17 protein-coding genes are annotated in these 18973 nt (G+C 70.0%); 7 read left to right on the forward strand and 10 right to left on the reverse strand.

The genetic code is table 11. The features are described from left to right. Positions 1–28: 28 nt before the first annotated feature. From JEQ17_RS11075 to JEQ17_RS11105, 7 genes are all read right to left on the reverse strand, one after another. Positions 29–1351 carry a nucleobase:cation symporter-2 family protein gene (locus tag JEQ17_RS11075; protein WP_234048705.1) on the reverse strand — a complete coding sequence of 441 codons (1323 nt, stop codon included), beginning with the start codon at positions 1349–1351 and terminating at the stop codon, positions 29–31. 338 nt (positions 1352–1689) lie between these two features. Continuing rightward, on the reverse strand, positions 1690–3069 hold the full coding sequence (locus JEQ17_RS11080; RefSeq protein WP_200395084.1) for an 8-oxoguanine deaminase: 1380 nt from the start codon (positions 3067–3069) through the stop codon (positions 1690–1692). A 154-nt stretch (positions 3070–3223) separates the two neighbouring features. After that, positions 3224–4147 (reverse strand): factor-independent urate hydroxylase, encoded by a 924-nt coding sequence (pucL, locus tag JEQ17_RS11085; protein ID WP_200395085.1) that lies wholly within the window; start codon positions 4145–4147, stop codon positions 3224–3226. A gap of 7 nt (positions 4148–4154) precedes the next feature. Further along, positions 4155–4562, reverse strand: a complete 408-nt coding sequence (gene uraH, locus JEQ17_RS11090) for a hydroxyisourate hydrolase (RefSeq protein WP_200395086.1) — start codon at positions 4560–4562, stop codon at positions 4155–4157. Continuing rightward, a complete protein-coding gene (gene uraD / locus JEQ17_RS11095) occupies positions 4559–5077 on the reverse strand; it encodes a 2-oxo-4-hydroxy-4-carboxy-5-ureidoimidazoline decarboxylase (protein WP_200395087.1) in 519 nt (172 codons plus the stop codon). Before uraD ends, uraH begins: the two co-directional genes overlap by 4 nt. Positions 5078–5429: 352 nt before the next feature. Beyond that, positions 5430–5798 carry a helix-turn-helix domain-containing protein gene (locus tag JEQ17_RS11100; protein WP_200395088.1) on the reverse strand — a complete coding sequence of 123 codons (369 nt, stop codon included), beginning with the start codon at positions 5796–5798 and terminating at the stop codon, positions 5430–5432. Next, positions 5795–6046, reverse strand: coding sequence for a hypothetical protein (locus JEQ17_RS11105; protein WP_143641959.1), 252 nt, complete (start codon positions 6044–6046; stop codon positions 5795–5797). The genes JEQ17_RS11100 and JEQ17_RS11105 overlap by 4 nt, the downstream gene beginning before the upstream one ends. Positions 6047–6335: 289 nt before the next feature. On the opposite strand from JEQ17_RS11105, the gene JEQ17_RS11110 reads away from it, so the two are divergent. The 4 genes from JEQ17_RS11110 (at position 6336) to JEQ17_RS11125 (ending at position 10429) form a co-directional block, all read left to right on the forward strand. After that, the gene (locus tag JEQ17_RS11110; RefSeq protein WP_200395089.1) at positions 6336–7193 is read left to right on the forward strand and encodes a TIM barrel protein; all 858 of its coding nucleotides are present in this window, start codon (positions 6336–6338) and stop codon (positions 7191–7193) included. A 44-nt stretch (positions 7194–7237) separates the two neighbouring features. Continuing rightward, a complete protein-coding gene (locus JEQ17_RS11115; RefSeq protein ID WP_200395090.1) occupies positions 7238–8131 on the forward strand; it encodes a 2-hydroxy-3-oxopropionate reductase in 894 nt (297 codons plus the stop codon). A 208-nt stretch (positions 8132–8339) separates the two neighbouring features. Further along, the gene (locus JEQ17_RS11120) at positions 8340–9797 is read left to right on the forward strand and encodes a catalase (RefSeq protein ID WP_200395091.1); all 1458 of its coding nucleotides are present in this window, start codon (positions 8340–8342) and stop codon (positions 9795–9797) included. Between the two features lie 404 nt (positions 9798–10201). Continuing rightward, positions 10202–10429 carry a hypothetical protein gene (locus JEQ17_RS11125; RefSeq protein WP_200395092.1) on the forward strand — a complete coding sequence of 76 codons (228 nt, stop codon included), beginning with the start codon at positions 10202–10204 and terminating at the stop codon, positions 10427–10429. A gap of 476 nt (positions 10430–10905) precedes the next feature. On the opposite strand, the gene gcl is transcribed toward JEQ17_RS11125, so the two are convergent. Beyond that, on the reverse strand, positions 10906–12690 hold the full coding sequence (gcl, locus tag JEQ17_RS11130; protein WP_200395093.1) for a glyoxylate carboligase: 1785 nt from the start codon (positions 12688–12690) through the stop codon (positions 10906–10908). Between the two features lie 311 nt (positions 12691–13001). On the opposite strand from gcl, the gene JEQ17_RS11135 reads away from it, so the two are divergent. Both JEQ17_RS11135 and JEQ17_RS11140 read left to right on the forward strand, forming a co-directional pair. Continuing rightward, entirely contained in the window at positions 13002–13988 is a 987-nt protein-coding gene (locus tag JEQ17_RS11135) for a hypothetical protein (protein ID WP_200395094.1), read from the forward strand. 34 nt (positions 13989–14022) lie between these two features. Then, a complete protein-coding gene (locus tag JEQ17_RS11140; RefSeq protein ID WP_200395095.1) occupies positions 14023–14559 on the forward strand; it encodes a GNAT family N-acetyltransferase in 537 nt (178 codons plus the stop codon). A gap of 61 nt (positions 14560–14620) precedes the next feature. Here JEQ17_RS11140 and JEQ17_RS11145 read toward each other — a convergent pair whose 3' ends face one another. After that, positions 14621–16234, reverse strand: a complete 1614-nt coding sequence (locus tag JEQ17_RS11145) for an AMP-binding protein (RefSeq protein WP_200401435.1) — start codon at positions 16232–16234, stop codon at positions 14621–14623. A gap of 41 nt (positions 16235–16275) precedes the next feature. Then, entirely contained in the window at positions 16276–17961 is a 1686-nt protein-coding gene (locus JEQ17_RS11150) for an AMP-binding protein (RefSeq protein WP_200395096.1), read from the reverse strand. A gap of 159 nt (positions 17962–18120) precedes the next feature. Here JEQ17_RS11150 and JEQ17_RS11155 point away from each other — a divergent pair, with 159 nt between their 5' ends. Beyond that, the gene (locus JEQ17_RS11155) at positions 18121–18924 is read left to right on the forward strand and encodes a helix-turn-helix transcriptional regulator (protein ID WP_407700147.1); all 804 of its coding nucleotides are present in this window, start codon (positions 18121–18123) and stop codon (positions 18922–18924) included. Positions 18925–18973 lie beyond the last annotated feature (49 nt).

Below are 18973 nucleotides of genomic sequence, written 5' to 3' on the forward strand. Positions count from 1 at the left end.
CCGTACGGGCAGTACAGGCAGTACGGGATCAGTGGATCGAGGCCGGCTGCGGATCCATCGGGGACGTCACCTCGTCGTCGGCCGCGCGGCCCCCGCCCAGGTGGTTGAAGACGAGGTTCAGGGCGACCGCCGCCACGCACCCCGTCGAGATCCCCGAGTCCAGGATGATCTTCGCGGTCTCCGGGAACGCGTGGTAGAACTCCGGCGCCGTGATCGGGATGATGCCGACGGCCAGTGAGACCGCCACGATCAGGACGTTGTTGTCCTTCTCCAGGCCCGCCTTGACGAGAGTCTGGATGCCGCTCGCGGCGACCGAGCCGAACAGCACCACGCCCGCGCCGCCGAGCACGGGGCGGGGTACGACGGCGATGAGCGAGGCGGCCATCGGGCACAGGCCCATCAGGACGAGGAATCCGCCGCCTGTGGCGACGACGTACCGGCTGCGGATCCTCGTCATGGCGACCAGGCCGATGTTCTGCGCGAAGGCACTGCACATGAAGCCGTTGAAGACCGGGCTGAGGGCGGAGCCGAGGGTGTCGGCGCGCAGGCCCGCCGCGATGGTCCTCTCGTCGGCGGGGCGCTCGACGATCTCCCCCAACGCCAGCATGTCCGCGGTCGATTCGGTCATCGAGACCACCATCACGACGCACATCGAGAGGATCGCGGCGAGCTGGAACTGCGGGGCTCCGAAGTGGAACGGCGTGGGGAAGCCGACGACGGCCGCGTCGGCCACCGGGCCGAAGTCGGTGGCGCCGAAGGGGATCGCGACGAGCGTGCCGACGACCAGGCCGAGCAGCACGGCGATCTGTTTGACGAAGCCGCGGGTGAAGCGGCGCAGGAGCAGGACGATGACGAGGGTCGCGCCCGCCAGGCCCAGGTTGGTGGTGGAACCGTAGTCGTCCGCCGTGGGGTTGGGGCCCTGTGCCCAGCCGAAGGCGACCGGCATCAGGGATATGCCGATGAGCGTGATGACCGTGCCGGTGACGACGGGCGGGAAGAAGCGGACCGCCTTGCTGAAGAACGGGGCGGTGAAGAAGCCGAGTACGCCGGCGACGATGACCGCGCCGAAGATGACCGGCAGCGCGTCGCTCTTGTCGTCGGTGGAGTTGACGACCGCGATCATCGGGGCGACCCCGGCGAAGGTGACGCCGTTGACGAACGGCAGCCGGGCGCCGATCTTCCAGATCCCGAGGGTCTGGAGGAAGGTGGCGAGGCCCGCGGTGAACAGACAGGCGCCGGTGAGGAAGGTCAGTTCGGTCGCGGTCAGACCCACGGCCGCGCCGACGATCAGGGGCGGGGCGACGACGCCCGCGTACATGGCGGCCACGTGCTGCAGACCGCTGGTGGCCATTTTCAGGGCGGGGAGTTTCTCGTCAACTGGGTGCTTGTGCGGGCCAGTCGGGGTTGCGTCCTTGCTGCTGGACGTGGGTTGGGCGGCCACGGCGGCTCCTCCGGTCGGGTACACGTCGGCGTTGACGCGGGTGTCAGGGAGGTGGGGCGCGGTCGTGCGGGGACCGGGACGATGCCCGTCACGGGGAGGGCGTGGCGGGGAGACCGTTCCGGGGCGCGCGCACGTCCATGCGCGTGCCCCGGAGACGGTCGCCGTGGGGCCCGCTCGGGTCCCACGGCCACCGGCAAAGGGCCGTCCCCCTCAGCCGGAGATCTAGGGGGTGTTGTGAAAGTCCCCTGTCAGGCCTGCGCGGCGATGCGCGCGAGGCGCTGGGCCTCGTCCCGCGTGGAGCGGGCGATGGCCTCCTCGTCGACGTGCAGCAGTCGGCCGTTCTCGACGATCTGCTCGCCGTTGACGAAGGAGGCGGTGACCGGCGCCGCGGCGCCGAAGACGAGTGCGGTGACGGGGTCTGCGATCGACGCGTGGGCCAGGGTGTCCAGGTTCCACAGCACGAGGTCGGCGAGCTTGCCGGCCTCCAGCGAGCCGATCTCCCCTGCCCTGCCCAGGACTTGGGCGCCGCCGAAGGTGCCGAGCCGCAGCGCCTGCCGGGCGTTCAGCGCGGCCTCGCGATGGGCCCCGAGGCGGTTGATGAGCAGCGCGTTGCGCAGTTCGGTGTGGAGTTCGCCGGACTCGTTCGACGCGGTGCCGTCGACGCCGAGTCCGACCGGGACGCCGGCCGCCAGCATGTCGGGGACGCGCGCGATCCCGGCCGCCAGACGGGCGTTGGAGGACGGGCAGTGGGCCACACCGGTCTTCGTACGGGCGAAGGCGGCGATGTCGGAGTCGTTCATGTGGACGCAGTGCGCCATCCACACGTCCTCGCCGAGCCAGCCGGTCGACTCGAAGTAGTCCGTCGGACCCATCCCGAACAGCTCCTTGCAGAACTGCTCCTCCTCGACCGTCTCCGAGCCGTGGGTGTGCAGGCGGACGCCCTTGCGACGGGCCAACTCGGCGCCCTGCTTGAGGAGTTCGGTCGACACCGAGAAGGGCGAGCAGGGAGCCACGGCGACCTGCGTCATCGCGCCGAAGGACGCGTCGTGGTGTTCGTCGACCGTCGCCTCGGTGGCGGCGAGGGCCCCTTCGAGGGTCTCGACCGCGAAGTCCGGGGGCAGCCCGCCGTCCTTCTCGCTGCGGTCCATGGAGCCGCGGGCGAGGGTGAAGCGGACGCCCATCTCCCGCGCGGCCCGGATGATCGAGCCGGACAGGTCGCCGGACCCGTGCGGGAAGACGTAGTGGTGGTCCATGGCGGTGGTGACTCCGCCGCGGGCCATCATGCCGAGCGAGCCCTGCGCGGCCGCGTACGTCATGCGCTCGTCGATGCGCGCCCAGGTCGGGTACAGGGCGACGAGCCAGTTGAAGAGGTTGTGGTCCGTGGCGAGGCCGCGGGTGATCCACTGGTAGAAGTGGTGGTGCGTGTTGACCAGGCCCGGGGTCACGAGGTGGCCGGTCGCGTCGATACGGCGTACGACGTTCTCCAGGCCCTCGGGGGCCCTGCCCGTGCCGAGCGACTCGATGCGGTTGCCCGCCAGGACCAGATGACCGGACGCGTACTCGGTGTCGTCCGCGTCCACGGTCGCGATCGCGCAGTTCTCGATGACGATGCGCGGGTCTGCTGCCATGGTTCGTCCTTCTTCGCTGAGGAATCGCTGAGTTGGAGTGGGCACGGCAGGACCCTGGGAGCTTTTGAGTGCCGCGGCCCGGCCGGGCGGGCGGGCCGCGGGTGCCGAAATGGGGGGCGTCAGAGGGTGGTTCAGAGATCGGTTCAGAGGTTGTTCAGAGGTTGGTGAGGTCCACCGGGATCTTCGGCTCGCAGCCGTCCCGCAGGATCGTGGCCTCGATCAGGCCGTAGGGGCGGTCGGCCGCGAAGTACACCTCATTGTCGTTCTTGAGGCCGAACGGCTCCAGGTCGACGAGGAAGTGGTGCTTGTTCGGCAGCGAGAAGCGGACCTCGTCGATCTCACTGCGGTTCTCGATGATCCGCGAACCCATCTGGTACAGGGTCTGCTGGAGCGACAGCGAGTACGTCTCGGCGAAGGCCTGGAGCATGTGCTTCCTCACCTGCTCGTAGGACTTCTCCCAGTTGGGCGCCTTCTGCTCGTCGTCGGTCCAGTTGAAGCGCCAGCGGGCGGAGACCTGGGTGGCCAGGATGCGGTCGTACGCCTCGGGGAGCGTCGTGTACTTGTCCTTGACGTAGCCCCAGAACTCGGAGTTGGTCGAGTTCATCACGACGAGGTCCTTGAGGCCCGAGACGACCTCCCAGGACTCACCGTCGTACGTGATCTGCGTGACCCGGGTCTCCTGGCCCTGGCGGACGAAGGAGTGCTTGACCTCGTCGGCGCCGATGAACCTGGAGTTCGCGTCCGAGGTCGCGATCCGCTCCCAGGCGTACTCCTCGATGCGGATCCGGGCCGTCCTGATCGGCTCCTGGCTCGTCACGAAGTGCCGGGCGAGGTGGATGCCGAACTGTTCGGCGGACTCGATGCCGTGTTCCTTGGCGAAGGCGTACACCGTGTTCTTGGTGGTGTCCGTCGGCAGCACATTGGCGTTCGAGCCGGAGAGGTGGACCTCGTCCATGTCGCCGGAGAGCGCGACGGAGACGTTCAGGTCCTTGATGTGGTGGGTGGCGCCGTCCCGCGTGATCTTTACGACTCGGTTCTCGGCCTTGCCGTACTGGTTCTGTCCCAGGATCGTTGGCATGTGTCTGCTAGCTCCCTCGGTATACGGAGTAGCCGAACGGGTTGAGCAGCAGCGGTACGTGGAAGTGCTCGCCCGGCACGACGGCGAACGTGATCGCCACCTCCGGGAAGAACGCCCCTACGCTGCCGCTGTCCCGGTTCGCGGGGGCGTCCTGCTGCGCATCGGCTTGCTTCTTCTCGAACTTCAAGAAATACGCCTCGACCGCGAAGTCGAGCCGTACGTGTGTGGTGCCCTCCGGCAGCGCCGGCAGGTCCTTGCACCGGCCGTCCGCGTCGGTCGCGGAGCCGCCGAGCGCCTGCCAGTTGGCCTCGCTGCCGGCGCGGGCGGCGAGTCTGACGGCGACTCCCTCTGCGGGGCGGCCGACGCTGGTGTCCAGGATGTGCGTGGACACGGAGGCGGTGGTCTCGGTGCTCATGCGGGTGCGTCCTCTTCGACGAGTCGGGCGAGCCGGATGCGGTTGATCTTTCCCAGTTCGGTGCGCACGATCTCGCGCTCCCGCGCCGGTGCGTTGCCGATCCGTTCCCTGACCGCGTCGCGCATCTGCTCGCCGGTGCGGCCGGTCGCGCAGATCAGGAAGACATGGCCGAACTTCTCCTGGTAGGCCAGGTTCAGTTCGAGCATCTCCGCCCTCAGCTCCTCGGAGGCGCCGGCCATGCCGCGCTGTTCGCGCGAGGAGGTCGGGTCTCCGGGCTTCGGGCGTCCGATCGGCGGGTGGCCCGCCATCGCCTCGTCGAGGTCCGTGTCGGTCAGGCCGGCCGTTGCGGCGTCGCTCTCCGTGAAGAGTTCATCGGTGGCGGTGTAGGGGCGGCGGGCGAGCAGCCGGTGCGCCCAGGCCGCCGAGGCGCAGAGCTCGTGGAGGGCTGCGTAGGCGGCGTGCTCCTCCAGGGCGTTGAATCGGGCGAGGCCGCCGGATGTCGTACTCGAAGTCACGGGAAGCCTCCGTGGCCTTGTGCTGGACGGGCTGCGGATTAGCTAACGCCCTCGGAAACATCACGTCAACACTTTGTTGAAAAATCCGGGTAACAAATCCGGGAAGCGGAAACCACCACCCGCATGGCGGACGGCGGCGGCTCGCGGGCGCCCGCGAGCCGCCCACCCGGAGCCGCGTCACGCCTGGTCAGAGACCTGACGGCGACCTGTCGGGGGCGGGTGGCGGCCCATCGCCGATCGACGGTAGTCGGGCACAGGCCGACGGCGGGGCAGTCACAGACCGGCGGCCGGTCAGGCGCAGGTCGGCGACGGGTCACGCACCGGTCGGCGGGGGCCAGGCATCCGCCCCCGCTCAGGCGTCCTTCTCGCGGTTCAAGTAGTTGTAGACGGTGAACCGGCTGACGCCGAGCGCGCCCGCGACGGTCTCCACGCCGTGCCGCACGGAGAAGGCGCCGCGCGCCTCGAGTATCCGTACGACCTCCTGCTTGGCCTTGCGGTCCAGCTCGGCCAGCGGCTTGCCGCGCTTGCGCTCCAGGGCGGCCAGGATGTGGTCCAGCGAGTCGGCGAGCTGGGGCAGCCGTACGGCGACGACGTCGGCGCCCTCCCAGGAGAGCACCACGTCGTCGGGTCCCGCCTGGCCGGGCGGCAGCATCTCGCCGCCCATGGCGTCGACCAGTGGCTTCACGGCCGTGACGAAGGGGTCGTCCCCGTTGCCGGTCACTCGCCGCCCTCCCCGATCACGTTGACCTGGAGCGAGACCCGGGTGGCGCCGGCCTCCAGCGCCTGGCGCAGCAGCGCGTCGACCGCGGTGAGCACCGAGTCCGCGCCGCCCTCCGCCGTGTTGCCGAACGGGCCGACATCCACGGCGTCCAACTCGGCCGCCTCGATGACCTCGCGGGCGACCAGCGCGTGCCGCGGTGCCTCGTCGAGATCGAAGGGCTCGGTCGTGAACTCCACTCTCAATCGCACTGTGCCCCCATGGCATCGGCTCCGACCTGTACGTTCCCCCGGTCCACGTGACGCGGGGACTGCCGGGCGCGCAAGCGACCCTAGCCGACCCGCACGCCACCCGTGAGGAACACCCGATCGAACGGTGAAGGTGCCGCCCGGGCGAATCCGCCCGGGCCTCCCGCGCCCCGGCGGCTTTTCCGGGCAACCCCCCTTGACAAGGTTCCCCGACGCGGGCAGCCTTTCCATCAAGCAGAAACTAACTTCCGCAATACGGAACTACTCGACACGGAAGGGAGCGCCGACCCACATGCCCGGTTTCTCGATGGATGCAGCCGCTGAGCAGCGCTTCAACGTCAACCTGTCGATCCTCTTCACGGAGCTCCCGCTTCTGGAGCGCCCCGCGGCCGCCGCCGCGGCGGGCTTCACCGCGGTCGAGCTGTGGTGGCCCTGGGTCGACTCCCCCACCCCCGAGCGCGCCGAGCTCGACGCCCTGAAGAAGGCGATCGAGGACGCGGGCGTACAGCTCACGGGGCTGAACTTCTACGCCGGACAGCTGCCGGGCCCGGACCGGGGCGCGCTGTCGATCCCCGGCGAGGAGTCGGCGCGGTTCCGCGCGAACATCGATGTGGCCGCGGACTTCGCGCAGTCGCTGGGCTGCAAGGCGCTCAACGCGCTGTACGGCAACCGCGTCGAGGGCGTGGACCCGGCCGTGCAGGACGAACTCGCCCTGGAGAACCTGGTGTTGGCGGCGCGCGCGGCCGACCGCATCGGTGCGGTCCTGCTGATCGAGACTCTCAACAAGCCGGAGTCGCCGCTCTATCCGCTGGTGACCGCCGCGGCCGGGGTCGCCGTCGTGGACAGGGTCAACGAGGCGACCGGGCGCGGCAACGCCAAGTTCCTGATGGACCTCTACCACCTGTCCATGAACGGCGAGGACCTGCCGTCGGTGATCGACCAGTACGCGGCGAGGACCGGCCACGTCCAGATCGCCGACAACCCGGGCCGCGGCGCCCCCGGCACCGGCTCGCTCCCCCTGGAGGAGCTGCTCGGCCGGCTCCGCAAGCAGGGGTACGAGGGCTGGGTCGGCCTGGAGTACAAGCCGGGCGACCGCCCCAGTGCCGAGGCCTTCGAGTGGCTGCCCGCCGAGGCCCGCGCGGCGCGCTGAGCGCCAACTCATCGACGTACGAAAGTTTCCAGAGAGGCACCCTCATGAGCAGCACACTCCCCAAGGTGGCCTGGGTCGGCCTCGGCATCATGGGCTCCCCCATGTCCGAGAACCTGATCAAGGCCGGTTACGACGTCACCGGGTTCACCCTGGAGCAGGACAAGCTGGACCGGCTGACCGCCGCCGGCGGCACCGCGGCCGGCTCGATCGCCGAGGCCGTGCGGGACGCCGACGTGGTGATCACGATGGTCCCCGCCTCCCCGCAGGTAGAGGCCATCGCGTACGGGCCCGACGGCATCCTGGAGAACGCGAGGCCGGGCGCGCTCCTGATCGACATGTCCTCCATCACCCCGCAGACCTCCGTGGACCTGGCCAAGGCGGCGAAGGACAAGGGCATACGGGTCCTGGACGCTCCGGTGTCCGGCGGTGAGGCCGGCGCGGTCGAGGCCGTGCTGTCCATCATGGTCGGCGGCGAGCAGGCCGACTTCGACCTGGCCGAGCCGATCTTCGAGGCCCTCGGCAAGACCATCGTGCTGTGCGGTCCGCACGGCTCCGGCCAGACCGTGAAGGCCGCGAACCAGCTGATCGTCGCCGTGAACATCCAGGCGTGCGCCGAGGCCGTGGTCTTCCTGGAGAAGTCGGGCGTCGACCTGAAGGCGGCCCTCGACGTCCTGAACGGCGGCCTCGCGGGCTCCACCGTCCTGACGCGCAAGAAGGACAACTTCCTGAACCGCGACTTCAAGCCGGGCTTCCGTATCGACCTGCACCACAAGGACATGGGCATCGTCACGGACGCCGCCCGCAACGTCGGCGCCGCGCTGCCCGTCGGTGCCGTGGTCGCCCAGCTCGTCGCCTCGCTGCGGACCCAGGGCGACGGCGGCCTGGACCACTCCGCGCTGCTGCGCGCGGTCGAGCGCCTCTCCGGCGCGCAGATCTGACGGTCTCCCAACCCCCAAAAAGACCTCCGGGCGGCGCCACCGCTGACACCTGTCCTGTCGCGCCCAAGCGGTGGCGCCGCCCGGAACCCATCACCTCCACCGGCGAACTTCAACAAACTGTTGACGCCCGGATCGCCCCGAACCTAGGCTCCACGAAGCGGAAAACAACTTCCGAAGAATTCCGCTGCCCCTAGTACGGAAGGTCACGATGTCGAAGCGCGTGCTCACGACAGAGTCCGGCGCCCCGGTCGCCGACAACCAGAACTCCGCCTCCGCCGGCGCCGGCGGCCCGCTCCTCCTCCAGGACCAGCACCTGCTCGAGAAGCTCGCCCGGTTCAACCGCGAGCGCATTCCGGAGCGCGTGGTGCACGCCCGCGGCTCGGGCGCGTACGGACACTTCGAGGTGACCGACGACGTCACCGGCTTCACGCACGCGGACTTCCTGAGCGCGGTCGGCAGGCGCACCGAGGTCTTTCTGCGCTTCTCGACGGTGGCCGACAGCCTGGGCGGCGCGGACGCGGTGCGCGACCCGCGCGGCTTCGCGGTCAAGTTCTATACGGAGCAGGGGAATTACGACCTGGTCGGGAACAACACCCCGGTGTTCTTCATCAAGGACCCCATCAAGTTCCCCGACTTCATCCACTCCCAGAAGCGCGACCCGTTCACGGGCAGGCAGGAGCCGGACAACGTCTGGGACTTCTGGGCACACGCCCCCGAGGCCACGCACCAGATCACCTGGCTGATGGGCGACCGCGGCATCCCGGCCTCGTACCGCCATATGAACGGGTACGGCTCGCACACCTACCAGTGGACGAACGCCGAGGGCGAGGCCTTCTTCGTCAAGTACCACTTCAAGACGAACCAGGGCATCCGCTCCCTGTCCTCCGAGCAGGCCGCGGAGATCGCGGGCAACGACCCGGGCTCGCACCAGACGGACCTGCTCCAGGCCATCGAGCGCGGGGTGCGCCCGTCGTGGACGCTGTACGTCCAGGTCATGCCGGCGGCCGAGGCGGACGGCTACCGCTTCAACCCGTTCGACCTGACGAAGGTCTGGCCGCACGAGGACTACCCGCTCCAGCGGGTGGGCCGACTGGTCCTGGACCGCAACCCGGACAACGTGTTCGCGGAGGTCGAGCAGGCCGCGTTCTCCCCGAACAACTTCGTTCCCGGCATCGGCCCTTCGCCGGACAGGATGCTCCAGGGCCGCCTGTTCGCGTACGCGGACGCGCACCGCTACCGGCTGGGCGTCAACCACACCCTCCTGGCCGTCAACGCCCCCAGGGCCGCGGTGGCGAGCAACTACGGCCGGGACGGCCTGATGGCCGCCAACTCCCAGGGCCGCGCGGCGAAGAACTACGAGCCGAACTCGTACGGCGGCCCGGCGGAGACCGGCCGCCCCCTGTCGGCTCCGCTCGCGGTGAACGGCCACACCGGTACGTACGAGACCCCGCTCCACACCAAGGACGACCACTTCTTCCAGGCGGGCGAGCTGTACCGCCTGATGTCGGAGGAGGAGAGGTCCCGACTGGTCGCCAACATCGCCGGAGGGCTCTCCCAGGTCTCCCGCGACGACGTGATCGAGAAGAACCTCGCCCATTTCCACGCCGCCGACCCCGAGTACGGCAGGCGTGTGGAGGAGGCGGTCCTCGCCCTGCGCGAGGACTGATCCTCCCAACTCCCGAGCTGCGCCCCGGGTCTGACGGGAGGTCGGACCCCAGGCGCGTCGCCCGCGAAGCCCGTTGACCCGGATGAGGGGTCGTCGACGGGCGGAGCGGGCCGGCCGAGGACCGCGGCGGTACGTGAGCCAGTGCGGTGGTGAAGGTCCCGGAGCCCCCTTCTCGACATGAGGGAAGGAAGGCCCCGGCCCGTCACGACCGCCGCGGTCCTCGGACGACACGTTGCACGACACATTGCACGACACCTCGATCGACACTCTTGATCGACACTCTTGATCGAGACGGCGAAGAGCGCCGGGTACGGACGGTCCCGTACCCGGCGCTCTTCGTCGTCCGCGGAAACACCCGTCCCCTTCGGGGTGCGGATTCCCCGGCCGCGCAGCAGCCTGGAGGCATGGACCTTCCCAGCATCGTCGTGCACCCTCCGGCGCTGGACGGCTCGCGCCGGGTCACCGCGGGCAGCGAGACCCTCGGCATCGCCTACCACCTCGACGACGTGGTCGAGATCCTGCGCCTCGCGGACCTGGACGAGATCGAGGTGGAGGAGAGCGACATCATCGACTGGCAGGGCGGCGGCCCCGACGACTGGCCGGGCCTGTCGGAGCACCACACGCCCGAGTGACGCCCGTACGTACGCCTGTGTGCGTACATCGGCTACGGAACCCTCAAATCAAGCTCTGAATATGCCTCCGGGGGCTTCAACCCACTGTGCTTCAGGGCACATTCTCAGCACATGGGGCCCGCCGGCACGGGGGCGGCGGGCCCCGTACGGAGGACAGCGGGCTTGGCCTGAGACGGAGGTGAGACGCATGAGCAGACTGACTACGGCGCTTCGGCGAGATCCGTTCGCGTCGGCGCTGCTCCGGGGCGTCTCATGGTCAGGCAGGTCCGGCACGGCACTTCGGACGTCGGGGGCGTCCGGAGACGGGGGGGAAGCACGGGGGAGGCGGATTCCGTTCGGGTGGCGGCGGGGGCCGCTCGAACTGAACACGCCGAGAGGCCCCCGTCCTGGATCCTCAGGACGGGGGCCTCGCTTTTCCCCCTTGAGCCCGGCGTGATGACGCCGGACGACTGGTCAGCCGGACCTTCGGAGTCCTGTCAGACCTTCAGGGTCTTGATGGACGTGGGCGCGTGGCCCGGCTCGGTCGCGATCTCCTCGAACTCCACGACGTTGCTGATGTCGTTGGTCGTGGACATCGAGATGTTGGTGACGCGCTCCAGGATCGCCTCGACGACGACCGGGACCCGGAACTCGACGGCGAGCTTCTTCGCCTGTTCGAGGGCGGCACCCAGCTCGCTCGGGTCGGTGACACGGATCGCCTTGCAGCCGAGGCCCTCGACGACCTTGACGTGGTCGACGCCGTAGACGCCCAGCTCGGGCGAGTTGAGGTTCTCGAACTCCAGGTTGACCTGGAAGTCGATGTCGAACGCCCGCTGCGCCTGACGGATCAGGCCCAGATAGGAGTTGTTCACCAGCACATGGATGTACGGGATCCGGTGCTGGGCCCCGACGGCCAGCTCCTCGATCATGAACTGGAAGTCGTAGTCGCCGGAGAGCGCGACCACCTGCGCCTCAGGGTCGGCCTTGGCGACGCCCAGCGCGGCCGGGACGGTCCAGCCGAGGGGGCCCGCCTGGCCGCAGTTGATCCAGTGCCGCGGCCGGTAGACGTGCAGCATCTGGGCGCCGGCGATCTGGGAGAGGCCGATGGTGGTGACGTACCGGGTCTCGGGGCCGAAGGCCTTGTTCATCTCCTCGTAGACGCGCTGCGGCTTGATGGGGATGTCGTCGAAGTGCGTACGGCGCTGGAGGGTCGCCTTCTTGTCCTGGGCGGCCTGGGCCCACGCGGAGCGCTCGGGCAGCCTGCCCGCGGCCTTCAACTCCCTTGCCACCTCGACGAACAGTTCCAGCGCGGCCTTCGCGTCGGAGGCGATGCCGTAGTCCGGGGCGAAGATCTTGCCGATCTGGGTGGGCTCGATGTCGACGTGCACGAACTTCCGGCCCGCCGTGTAGACGTCCAGCTTGCCGGTGTGACGGTTGGCCCACCGGTTGCCGATGCCGAGGACGAAGTCGGACTCCAGGAAGGTCGCGTTGCCGTAGCGGTGCGAGGTCTGCAGGCCGACCATGCCGGCGTTCAGCTCGTGGTCGTCGGGCAGGATGCCCCAGCCCATGAGGGTGGGGACGACGGGTGTACCGGTCAACTCGGCGAACTCCACGAGGAGTTCGGAGGCGTCGGCGTTGATGATGCCGCCGCCCGCGACGATCAGCGGGCGCTCCGACTCGTTCAGGAGGGTGATCGCCTTCTCGACCTGGGCGCGGGTCGCGGACGGCTTGTAGACCGGCAGCGGCTCGTACGTCTCCGGGTCGAACTCGATCTCCGTCAGCTGGACATCGATGGGGAGGTCGATGAGGACCGGGCCCGGGCGGGCCGAGCGCATCAGGTGGAAGGCCTGCTGGAAGACGCCCGGGACCTGCGCGGCCTCCAGCACGGTGACCGCCATCTTGGCGACCGGCTTGGCGATCGAGGCGATGTCGACGGCCTGGAAGTCCTCCTTGTGGATCACGGCGGTCGGGGCCTGGCCCGTGATGCACAGGATCGGGATGGAGTCGCCGGTCGCGGAGTACAGACCGGTGATCATGTCGGTGCCCGCGGGCCCTGACGTGCCGATGCAGACGCCGATGTTGCCGGGTGCGGTGCGGGTGTAGCCCTCCGCCATGTGGGAGGCGCCCTCGACATGGCGGGCGAGGGTGTGGCTGATGCCGCCGGAGGCCTTGAGCGCCGCGTAGAAGGGGTTGATCGCCGCGCCCGGGACACCGAACGCGCTGGTGACGCCCTCACGCTTGAGGATCTCAACTGCCGCGCGGGCAGCGGTCATACGTGCCATTGCGTACTCCTGCTTCGGCCGTCGGATTCGGGCTCCCGTCGCGCCCCGCGGAGAGCTTCAAATTCCGTATTACGGAAACTAACTTCTACTATCTGGAAGCAATGTAGGTGGACGACCAGAAGGCGTCAAGGGTCGGAGGACGGCCGGAGGGCGGTCGCCGGACAGTCGGCGACCGGCCGGCAGGCGGGGGAATCACGGGACGTCGGATCGTTTCGCTGCCGGAGGAGGCGGTTCCGGAGGACGATGGAGGCGCTGTCCCCATGTGACGTTGTGGTGTCGCGGTGTTCTGTCGCGGTGTTCTGGAGAGGGTCATGTCCGAGAGCGTGCCGGTGAGGTGTCCGGCCTGTCGGCGCGAGCATGTCTATGCGGCGCCGTCGTACCCGTGCGTGTGCGGAGCGCCTGTCGCGCCCGTCCTCGACCGGAGTGCGCTCCCGGAACCCGTCACGCACCACACCTGGGACGAGGGCTGGGTGACGATCCACTGCGAGGCCTGCGGGCGGGCGGACCACTGGCCCCGGCCGGAGCTGGGGTGCCCCTGCGGGGTGCTGTTACGAGTGCCGGTGACGGAGCAGGGAGCCGACGACGAGGCGGAAGCGGTGGGCTCCAAGGGACCCCACTCCTCGGGCGCCGACACATCGCGCTCCCCGGGCGCCGACACATCGCGCTCCCCGGGCGCCGGCACATCGCACTCGCCGGGCTCGGACACCGGCGAGAGCCCCGAGGGCGGTTCCCATGAGGGCTCGCACGGGGGTTCTTACGAGGCCTCGCACGAAGGCTCGCACGAGGGGTCACGCGAGGGCTCGTACGAGGGCTCACGCGAGCACTCCGGCAGCCCGCCCCGGAAGCCCCGGGCCGGCCGGGCCAACCGTCTCCCCGCCGCCGCCATCCCCCTCCCCCGAACTGCCCCGGTCCCCCGCCCCGCGTTCCAGCCGGTGGTCATCCGCACGGCTCGGGACGCGGTGACCGCCGCCGCGCTGTATCTGCGCTGGCTCGGGTACCGGGACATCCGGCGGGCCGACCAGCGGCCGCCCTCCGGGATAGGTCTGGCGGCCCGCGGGATCCTGGCCCAGGTCGACCCGACCGTGCGACCGGCCTCCCTGCGGGACGTGGAGTGCCTGTGGCTGACGGCGATGACGGAGTCGGCGGGCTGCGTGTACTTCTCGCTGGCCGGCTACGAGGAGGACGCCCGCGCCTGCGCCGACTCCCTCGGCATCCCCCTGTTCGTACTGGATCTCACCGGCACCCCACAGCCGGTGAACAGCCTCGCCGACGACCTGATAGCCACGGGAACCGAATAGCCCAACTCCCGGTAACGACCGCATACTTGACGTCATGCGCATCAGACCGGCGACCCCCGCCGACCTCCCGCTGCTCCAGGACATCGAGCGGGCCGCGGGCGAACCCTTCCGCACCCTGGGCATGACGGAGATCGCCGACGACGAGCCGCCCGCGCTGGAACTGCTGGAACGCTTCAGGGAGGCGGGCCACGCCTGGGTCGCCGAGGCGGAGAGTGACGGGGCCGAGGGGGACGGCGACACCGCCCGTCCCGTCGCGTACCTGATCGGCGAACCCGTGGACGGCTCCTTCCACATCGAGCAGGTCTCCGTCCACCCGGACGCCGCGCACCGGGGCGTGGGCCGGACCCTGATCGCGTACGCCGCCGACCGCGCACGCGACCAGGGCCTGACCGGTCTCACCCTGACCACCTTCACGGAGGTCCCCTGGAACGCGCCGTACTACGAGCGCATCGGCTTCCGCACCCTGACCGACCCCGAACTCACCCCGGGCCTGCGCAAGATCCGAGCAACCGAGGCCGAACACGGCCTGGACCGCTGGCCCCGGGTCTGCATGTACAGAGGCGCCCCGTAAGGCCCGTGCCCCTCAAGGGGCGCGGGGAACTGCGCGCCCAGCCCTCACCGGCCCGCACCCATCACACACCCCCCGCAGCCCCCTCCCGCAGCTCAACCTTCCGCACCTTCCCGGACACAGTCATCGGGAAGGCCTCCATGACCCGCACCCGACTCGGCACCTTGTAGTGCGCCAACCGCCCCTCGCAGAACGCCCGCACATCCTCGAGCGTCGGCGGATCCCCCGCATCGCGCGGAATGACACACGCGAGCACCTCCTCGCCGTACCGTTCGTGCGGCACACCCACCACCTGCACGTCGGCGATCTTCGGATGCGCGTACAGGAACTCCTCGATCTCGCGCGGATAGATGTTCTCGCCACCCCGGATGATCATGTCCTTGATCCGGCCGACGATCTGTACGTATCCGTCGTCGAGCATCACGGCCAGGTCCCCGGTGTGCATCCACCGCCCGGCGTCGACGGCCTCGGCGGTCTTCTCGGGCTCGTCCCAGTAGCCGAGCATCACGCTGTAGCCGCGGGTGCACAGCTCGCCCGCCGAGCCGCGCGGCAGGGTCGTGCCGGTCGCCGGGTCGACGACCTTGACCTCGATGTGCGGCAGGACGCGTCCGACCGTGCCGGTGCGGTGCTCCAGGTCGTCGTCGCGGCGGGTCTGGAGGGACACGGGCGAGGTCTCGGTCATGCCGTAACAGATGGAGACCTCCGCCATGTGCATCTCGGAGACCACCCGTTTCATCACCTCGACCGGGCACGGCGAGCCCGCCATGATCCCGGTCCGCAGCGAGGAGAGGTCGTACGTCGCGAAGTCGGCCAGGCCCAACTCCGCGATGAACATGGTCGGTACGCCGTAGAGGGACGTACAGCGCTCGTTCTGGACGGCGCGCAGGGTCGCCGTCGGGTCGAAGGACGGGGCCGGGATCACGATGCACGCGCCGTGCGAGGTCGCGGCGAGGTTGCCCATGACCATGCCGAAGCAGTGGTAGAAGGGCACCGGGACGCAGATCCGGTCCTGTTCGGTGTAGGCGATCAACTCCCCCACGAAATAGCCGTTGTTGAGGATGTTGTGGTGGGAGAGGGTCCCACCCTTCGGGAATCCCGTGGTGCCGGAGGTGTACTGGATGTTGATCGGGTCGTCGCAGGACAGCTCGCTCCGGCGCGTCCGGAACTCCTCGTCCAGGTCGGGAGTGCCCCGGGCGATCAGCGCGTCCCAGCTCGGGTCGCCGATGTAGACGGTCTCCCTCAACTGCGGGCATTTGTCCCGCACTTGCTCGACCATGGCCCGGTAGTCGCTCGACTTGTGGCTGAGCGAAGCGAACAGGACAGAGATGCCCGCCTGTTTGAGGACGTACTCGACCTCGTGGGTGCGGTAGGCCGGGTTGATGTTCACCATGACCGCGCCGATGCGGGCGGTGGCGTACTGGACGAGCACCCACTCCGGGCAGTTGACCGCCCAGATGCCCACCCGGTCGCCCTTGGCGACCCCGCCGGCGAGCAGCGCGCGGGCCAACCGGTCGGTGTCCGCGGCGAATTGGGCGTACGTCCAGCGCCGCCCGGACGGTACGTCGACGAGCGCCTCGCGGTCCGGCCAGGCGGCGACGGCCCGGTCCAGGTTGGCGCCGATGGTGTCGCCGACCAGTGACGTCCCGCTCGTCCCGTGCGCGTACGACAGTTCACCCATCCCGCCCACCTCACTCACCTCGGTCGCCTCGGTCGCGTCACTCACCGGAAGTCCTCCTCGCGGTACTCGGCGTCCGACCCCGCCGCCGTCGCCTCGCGCAGCTCGATCCGGCGGATCTTGCCGGACACCGTCTTGGGCAGGTCGCCGAACTCCAGGCGACGGATGCGCTTGTACGGGGCGAGAGCGGTACGCGAGTGCTCGAAGAGGACCTTCGCGGTGTCGGGCCCCGGCTCCCAGCCCTCCGCCAGCACGACGTACGCCTTCGGGACCGCGAGCCGCAGTTCGTCCGGGGCGGGCACGACGGCCGCCTCGGCGACGGCCTCGTGCTCCAGGAGCGCGCTCTCCAGCTCGAAGGGGCTGATCTTGTAGTCGCTGGCCTTGAACACGTCGTCGCTGCGGCCCACGTACGTGATGTAGCCGTCGGCGTCGCGCGAACCGATGTCGCCGGTGCGGTAGTAGCCGTCCGCCATCGCCTCGGCCGTACGGTCGGGGTCGCCGTGGTAGCCGGTCATCAGGCCCACCGGCCGTGTGGACAGGTCGAGCGCGATCTCACCCTCCGTGGCACCGGGCGCGCCCGTGACCGGGTCGAGCAGTTCGACCTTGAAACCAGGGCTCGGCCGCCCCATGGAGCCCGTCTTCAGCGACTGACCGGGGCTGTTGGACACCTGCACGGCCGTCTCGGTCTGCCCGAAGCCGTCGCGGATCGTGACGCCCCAGGCGCGCCGCACCTGTTCGATGACCTCGGGATTCAGCGGCTCACCCGCGGCGACGGCCTCGCGCGGGGGCGTACGCAGCTGGGTCAGGTCGGCCTGGATGAGCATGCGCCAGACGGTGGGCGGGGCGCAGAACGTGGTGACGCCCGCGCGGTCCATCTCGGCCATCAGGCGGACCGCGTCGAAGCGCGTGTAGTTGTGGAGGAAGACGGTCGCCTCGGCGTTCCAGGGCGCGAAGAGGTTCGACCAGGCGTGCTTGGCCCAGCCGGGTGAGGAGATGTTCAGGTGCACGTCACCGGGCTTGAGGCCGATCCAGTACATGGTCGCCAGGTGGCCGATCGGGTACGACGTGTGGGTGTGCTCGACGAGCTTGGGGCGGGCGGTGGTGCCCGAGGTGAAGTAGAGCATCAGCGGGTCGTCGGCCCGGGTCGGTCCGTCGGGCAGGAAGAGGCCGGACTCGCGGTCGTACACGTCCTCGTACGACTGCCAGCCCGGGTGTTCGCCGCCGACCACGACGCGTGTGTAGTCGCCGGGCACCTCGTCGAACTTGCCGGTGTCCTCGGCGCGCACGACGACGTGCCGGACCCGGCCCCGTTCGACGCGGTCGCGCAGGTCGGCGGGGCCGAGCAGCGGGGTGGCCGGGATGACCACGGCGCGCAGTTTCATCGCGGCGAGCGCCGTCACCCACAGCTCGGCCTGGTTGCCGAGCATGACGAGGATGCGGTCCCCGGCACGTACGCCGAGCTCGCGCAGCCATCCCGCGACCTCGTCCGAGCGTACGGACAGCTCACCGAAGGACAGCTTGGTCTCGCGGCCGTCCTCCTCGACGATGTGCAGCGCTGTCCTGGCGTTGCCGTGGGCGATGGGGTCGAACCAGTCGAGGGCCCAGTTGAAGTGCTCGGGGCGGGGCCAGACGAAACCCTCGTAGGCCGTGGCGTAGTCCTCCCGGTGCGCCAGCAGGAAGTCCCGCGCGCTGCGGAAGCTCTCCGTCGGCGTCGTCGGCGGCGTAGTCATCTGTCCTCCTCGGACCCGGACCATTGCCGGGCGGCTCACTCACATCGTGTAATCCGTGATGCGGGTCTCACTACCCCCGAACGGGGGGGTGCGCTGTGGTGAAGGGACGAGCACGTGGCAACTGGCGCGACCGAAGCGGTGGAGCTGCGCGGCGCGCTGATGCGGCTGCGGCGGACGACGGGGCTGCCCGTGGCGTTCGGCGGTCTGGTCGAGCCGGGCCGCCATCAGGTGCGGATCAGCGAGCTCAACGGTACGGCGACGGCGGCGCTCAGCGCGCTCGCGGTGTCGTCGGGCAACGGCCTCGGCGGCAAGGCGGTCGCCCTCGCCCGGCCGTGCGCGGTCATGGACTACCCGTCGTCCCGGCAGATCAGCCACGAGTACGACGCCGCGGTCGCCGCGGAGGGGCTGCGGGCCATCCTCGCGGTGCCGGTCGTCGTACGCCGGCGGGTGCGCGGTGTCCTGTACGGCGCCCTGCGCACGGCCCAGCCGCTCGGCGACCGGACGCTGACCGCGGCCGTGGAGGCGGCGCGGGACGTGGAGCAGTCCCTGGTCGTACGGGACGAGGCGCAGGGTCTGCTGGCGGCGGCGCGCGAACCGGAGGTGAGGCCGGACGTCACCGAGGGCGCGGCGTGGGAGCGGGTCCGGGAGGCGCACGGGGCGCTTCGCGCGCTGGCCCCGCGCGTAGTGGACCCTGCCCTGCGGGCGGAGCTCCTGGCGGTCTGCGCCACGCTGGCGGCCTCGCCCGGCCCGGTGCCGGCGGCCCGGCGGGTTCGGCTCACCCCGCGTGAGCTGGACGTTCTTGCCTGTGTGTCGGTCGGTACGACCAACGCGGCCGCCGGGGGCCGGCTCGGGCTGCGTCCGGAGACGGTGAAGGCCTATCTGCGCTCGGCGATGCGCAAACTGGGCGCGCACACGCGGCTGGAGGCGGTGGTGGCGGCGCGGCGGGCGGGGCTGCTGCCCTGAGATCCGCCCTCGACGGCCGGCCCGAAGGTCCATATCCCGCCCGGACCAC

The sequence above is a fragment of the Streptomyces liliifuscus genome, from assembly GCF_016598615.1.
Lineage (GTDB): Bacteria > Actinomycetota > Actinomycetes > Streptomycetales > Streptomycetaceae > Streptomyces > Streptomyces liliifuscus.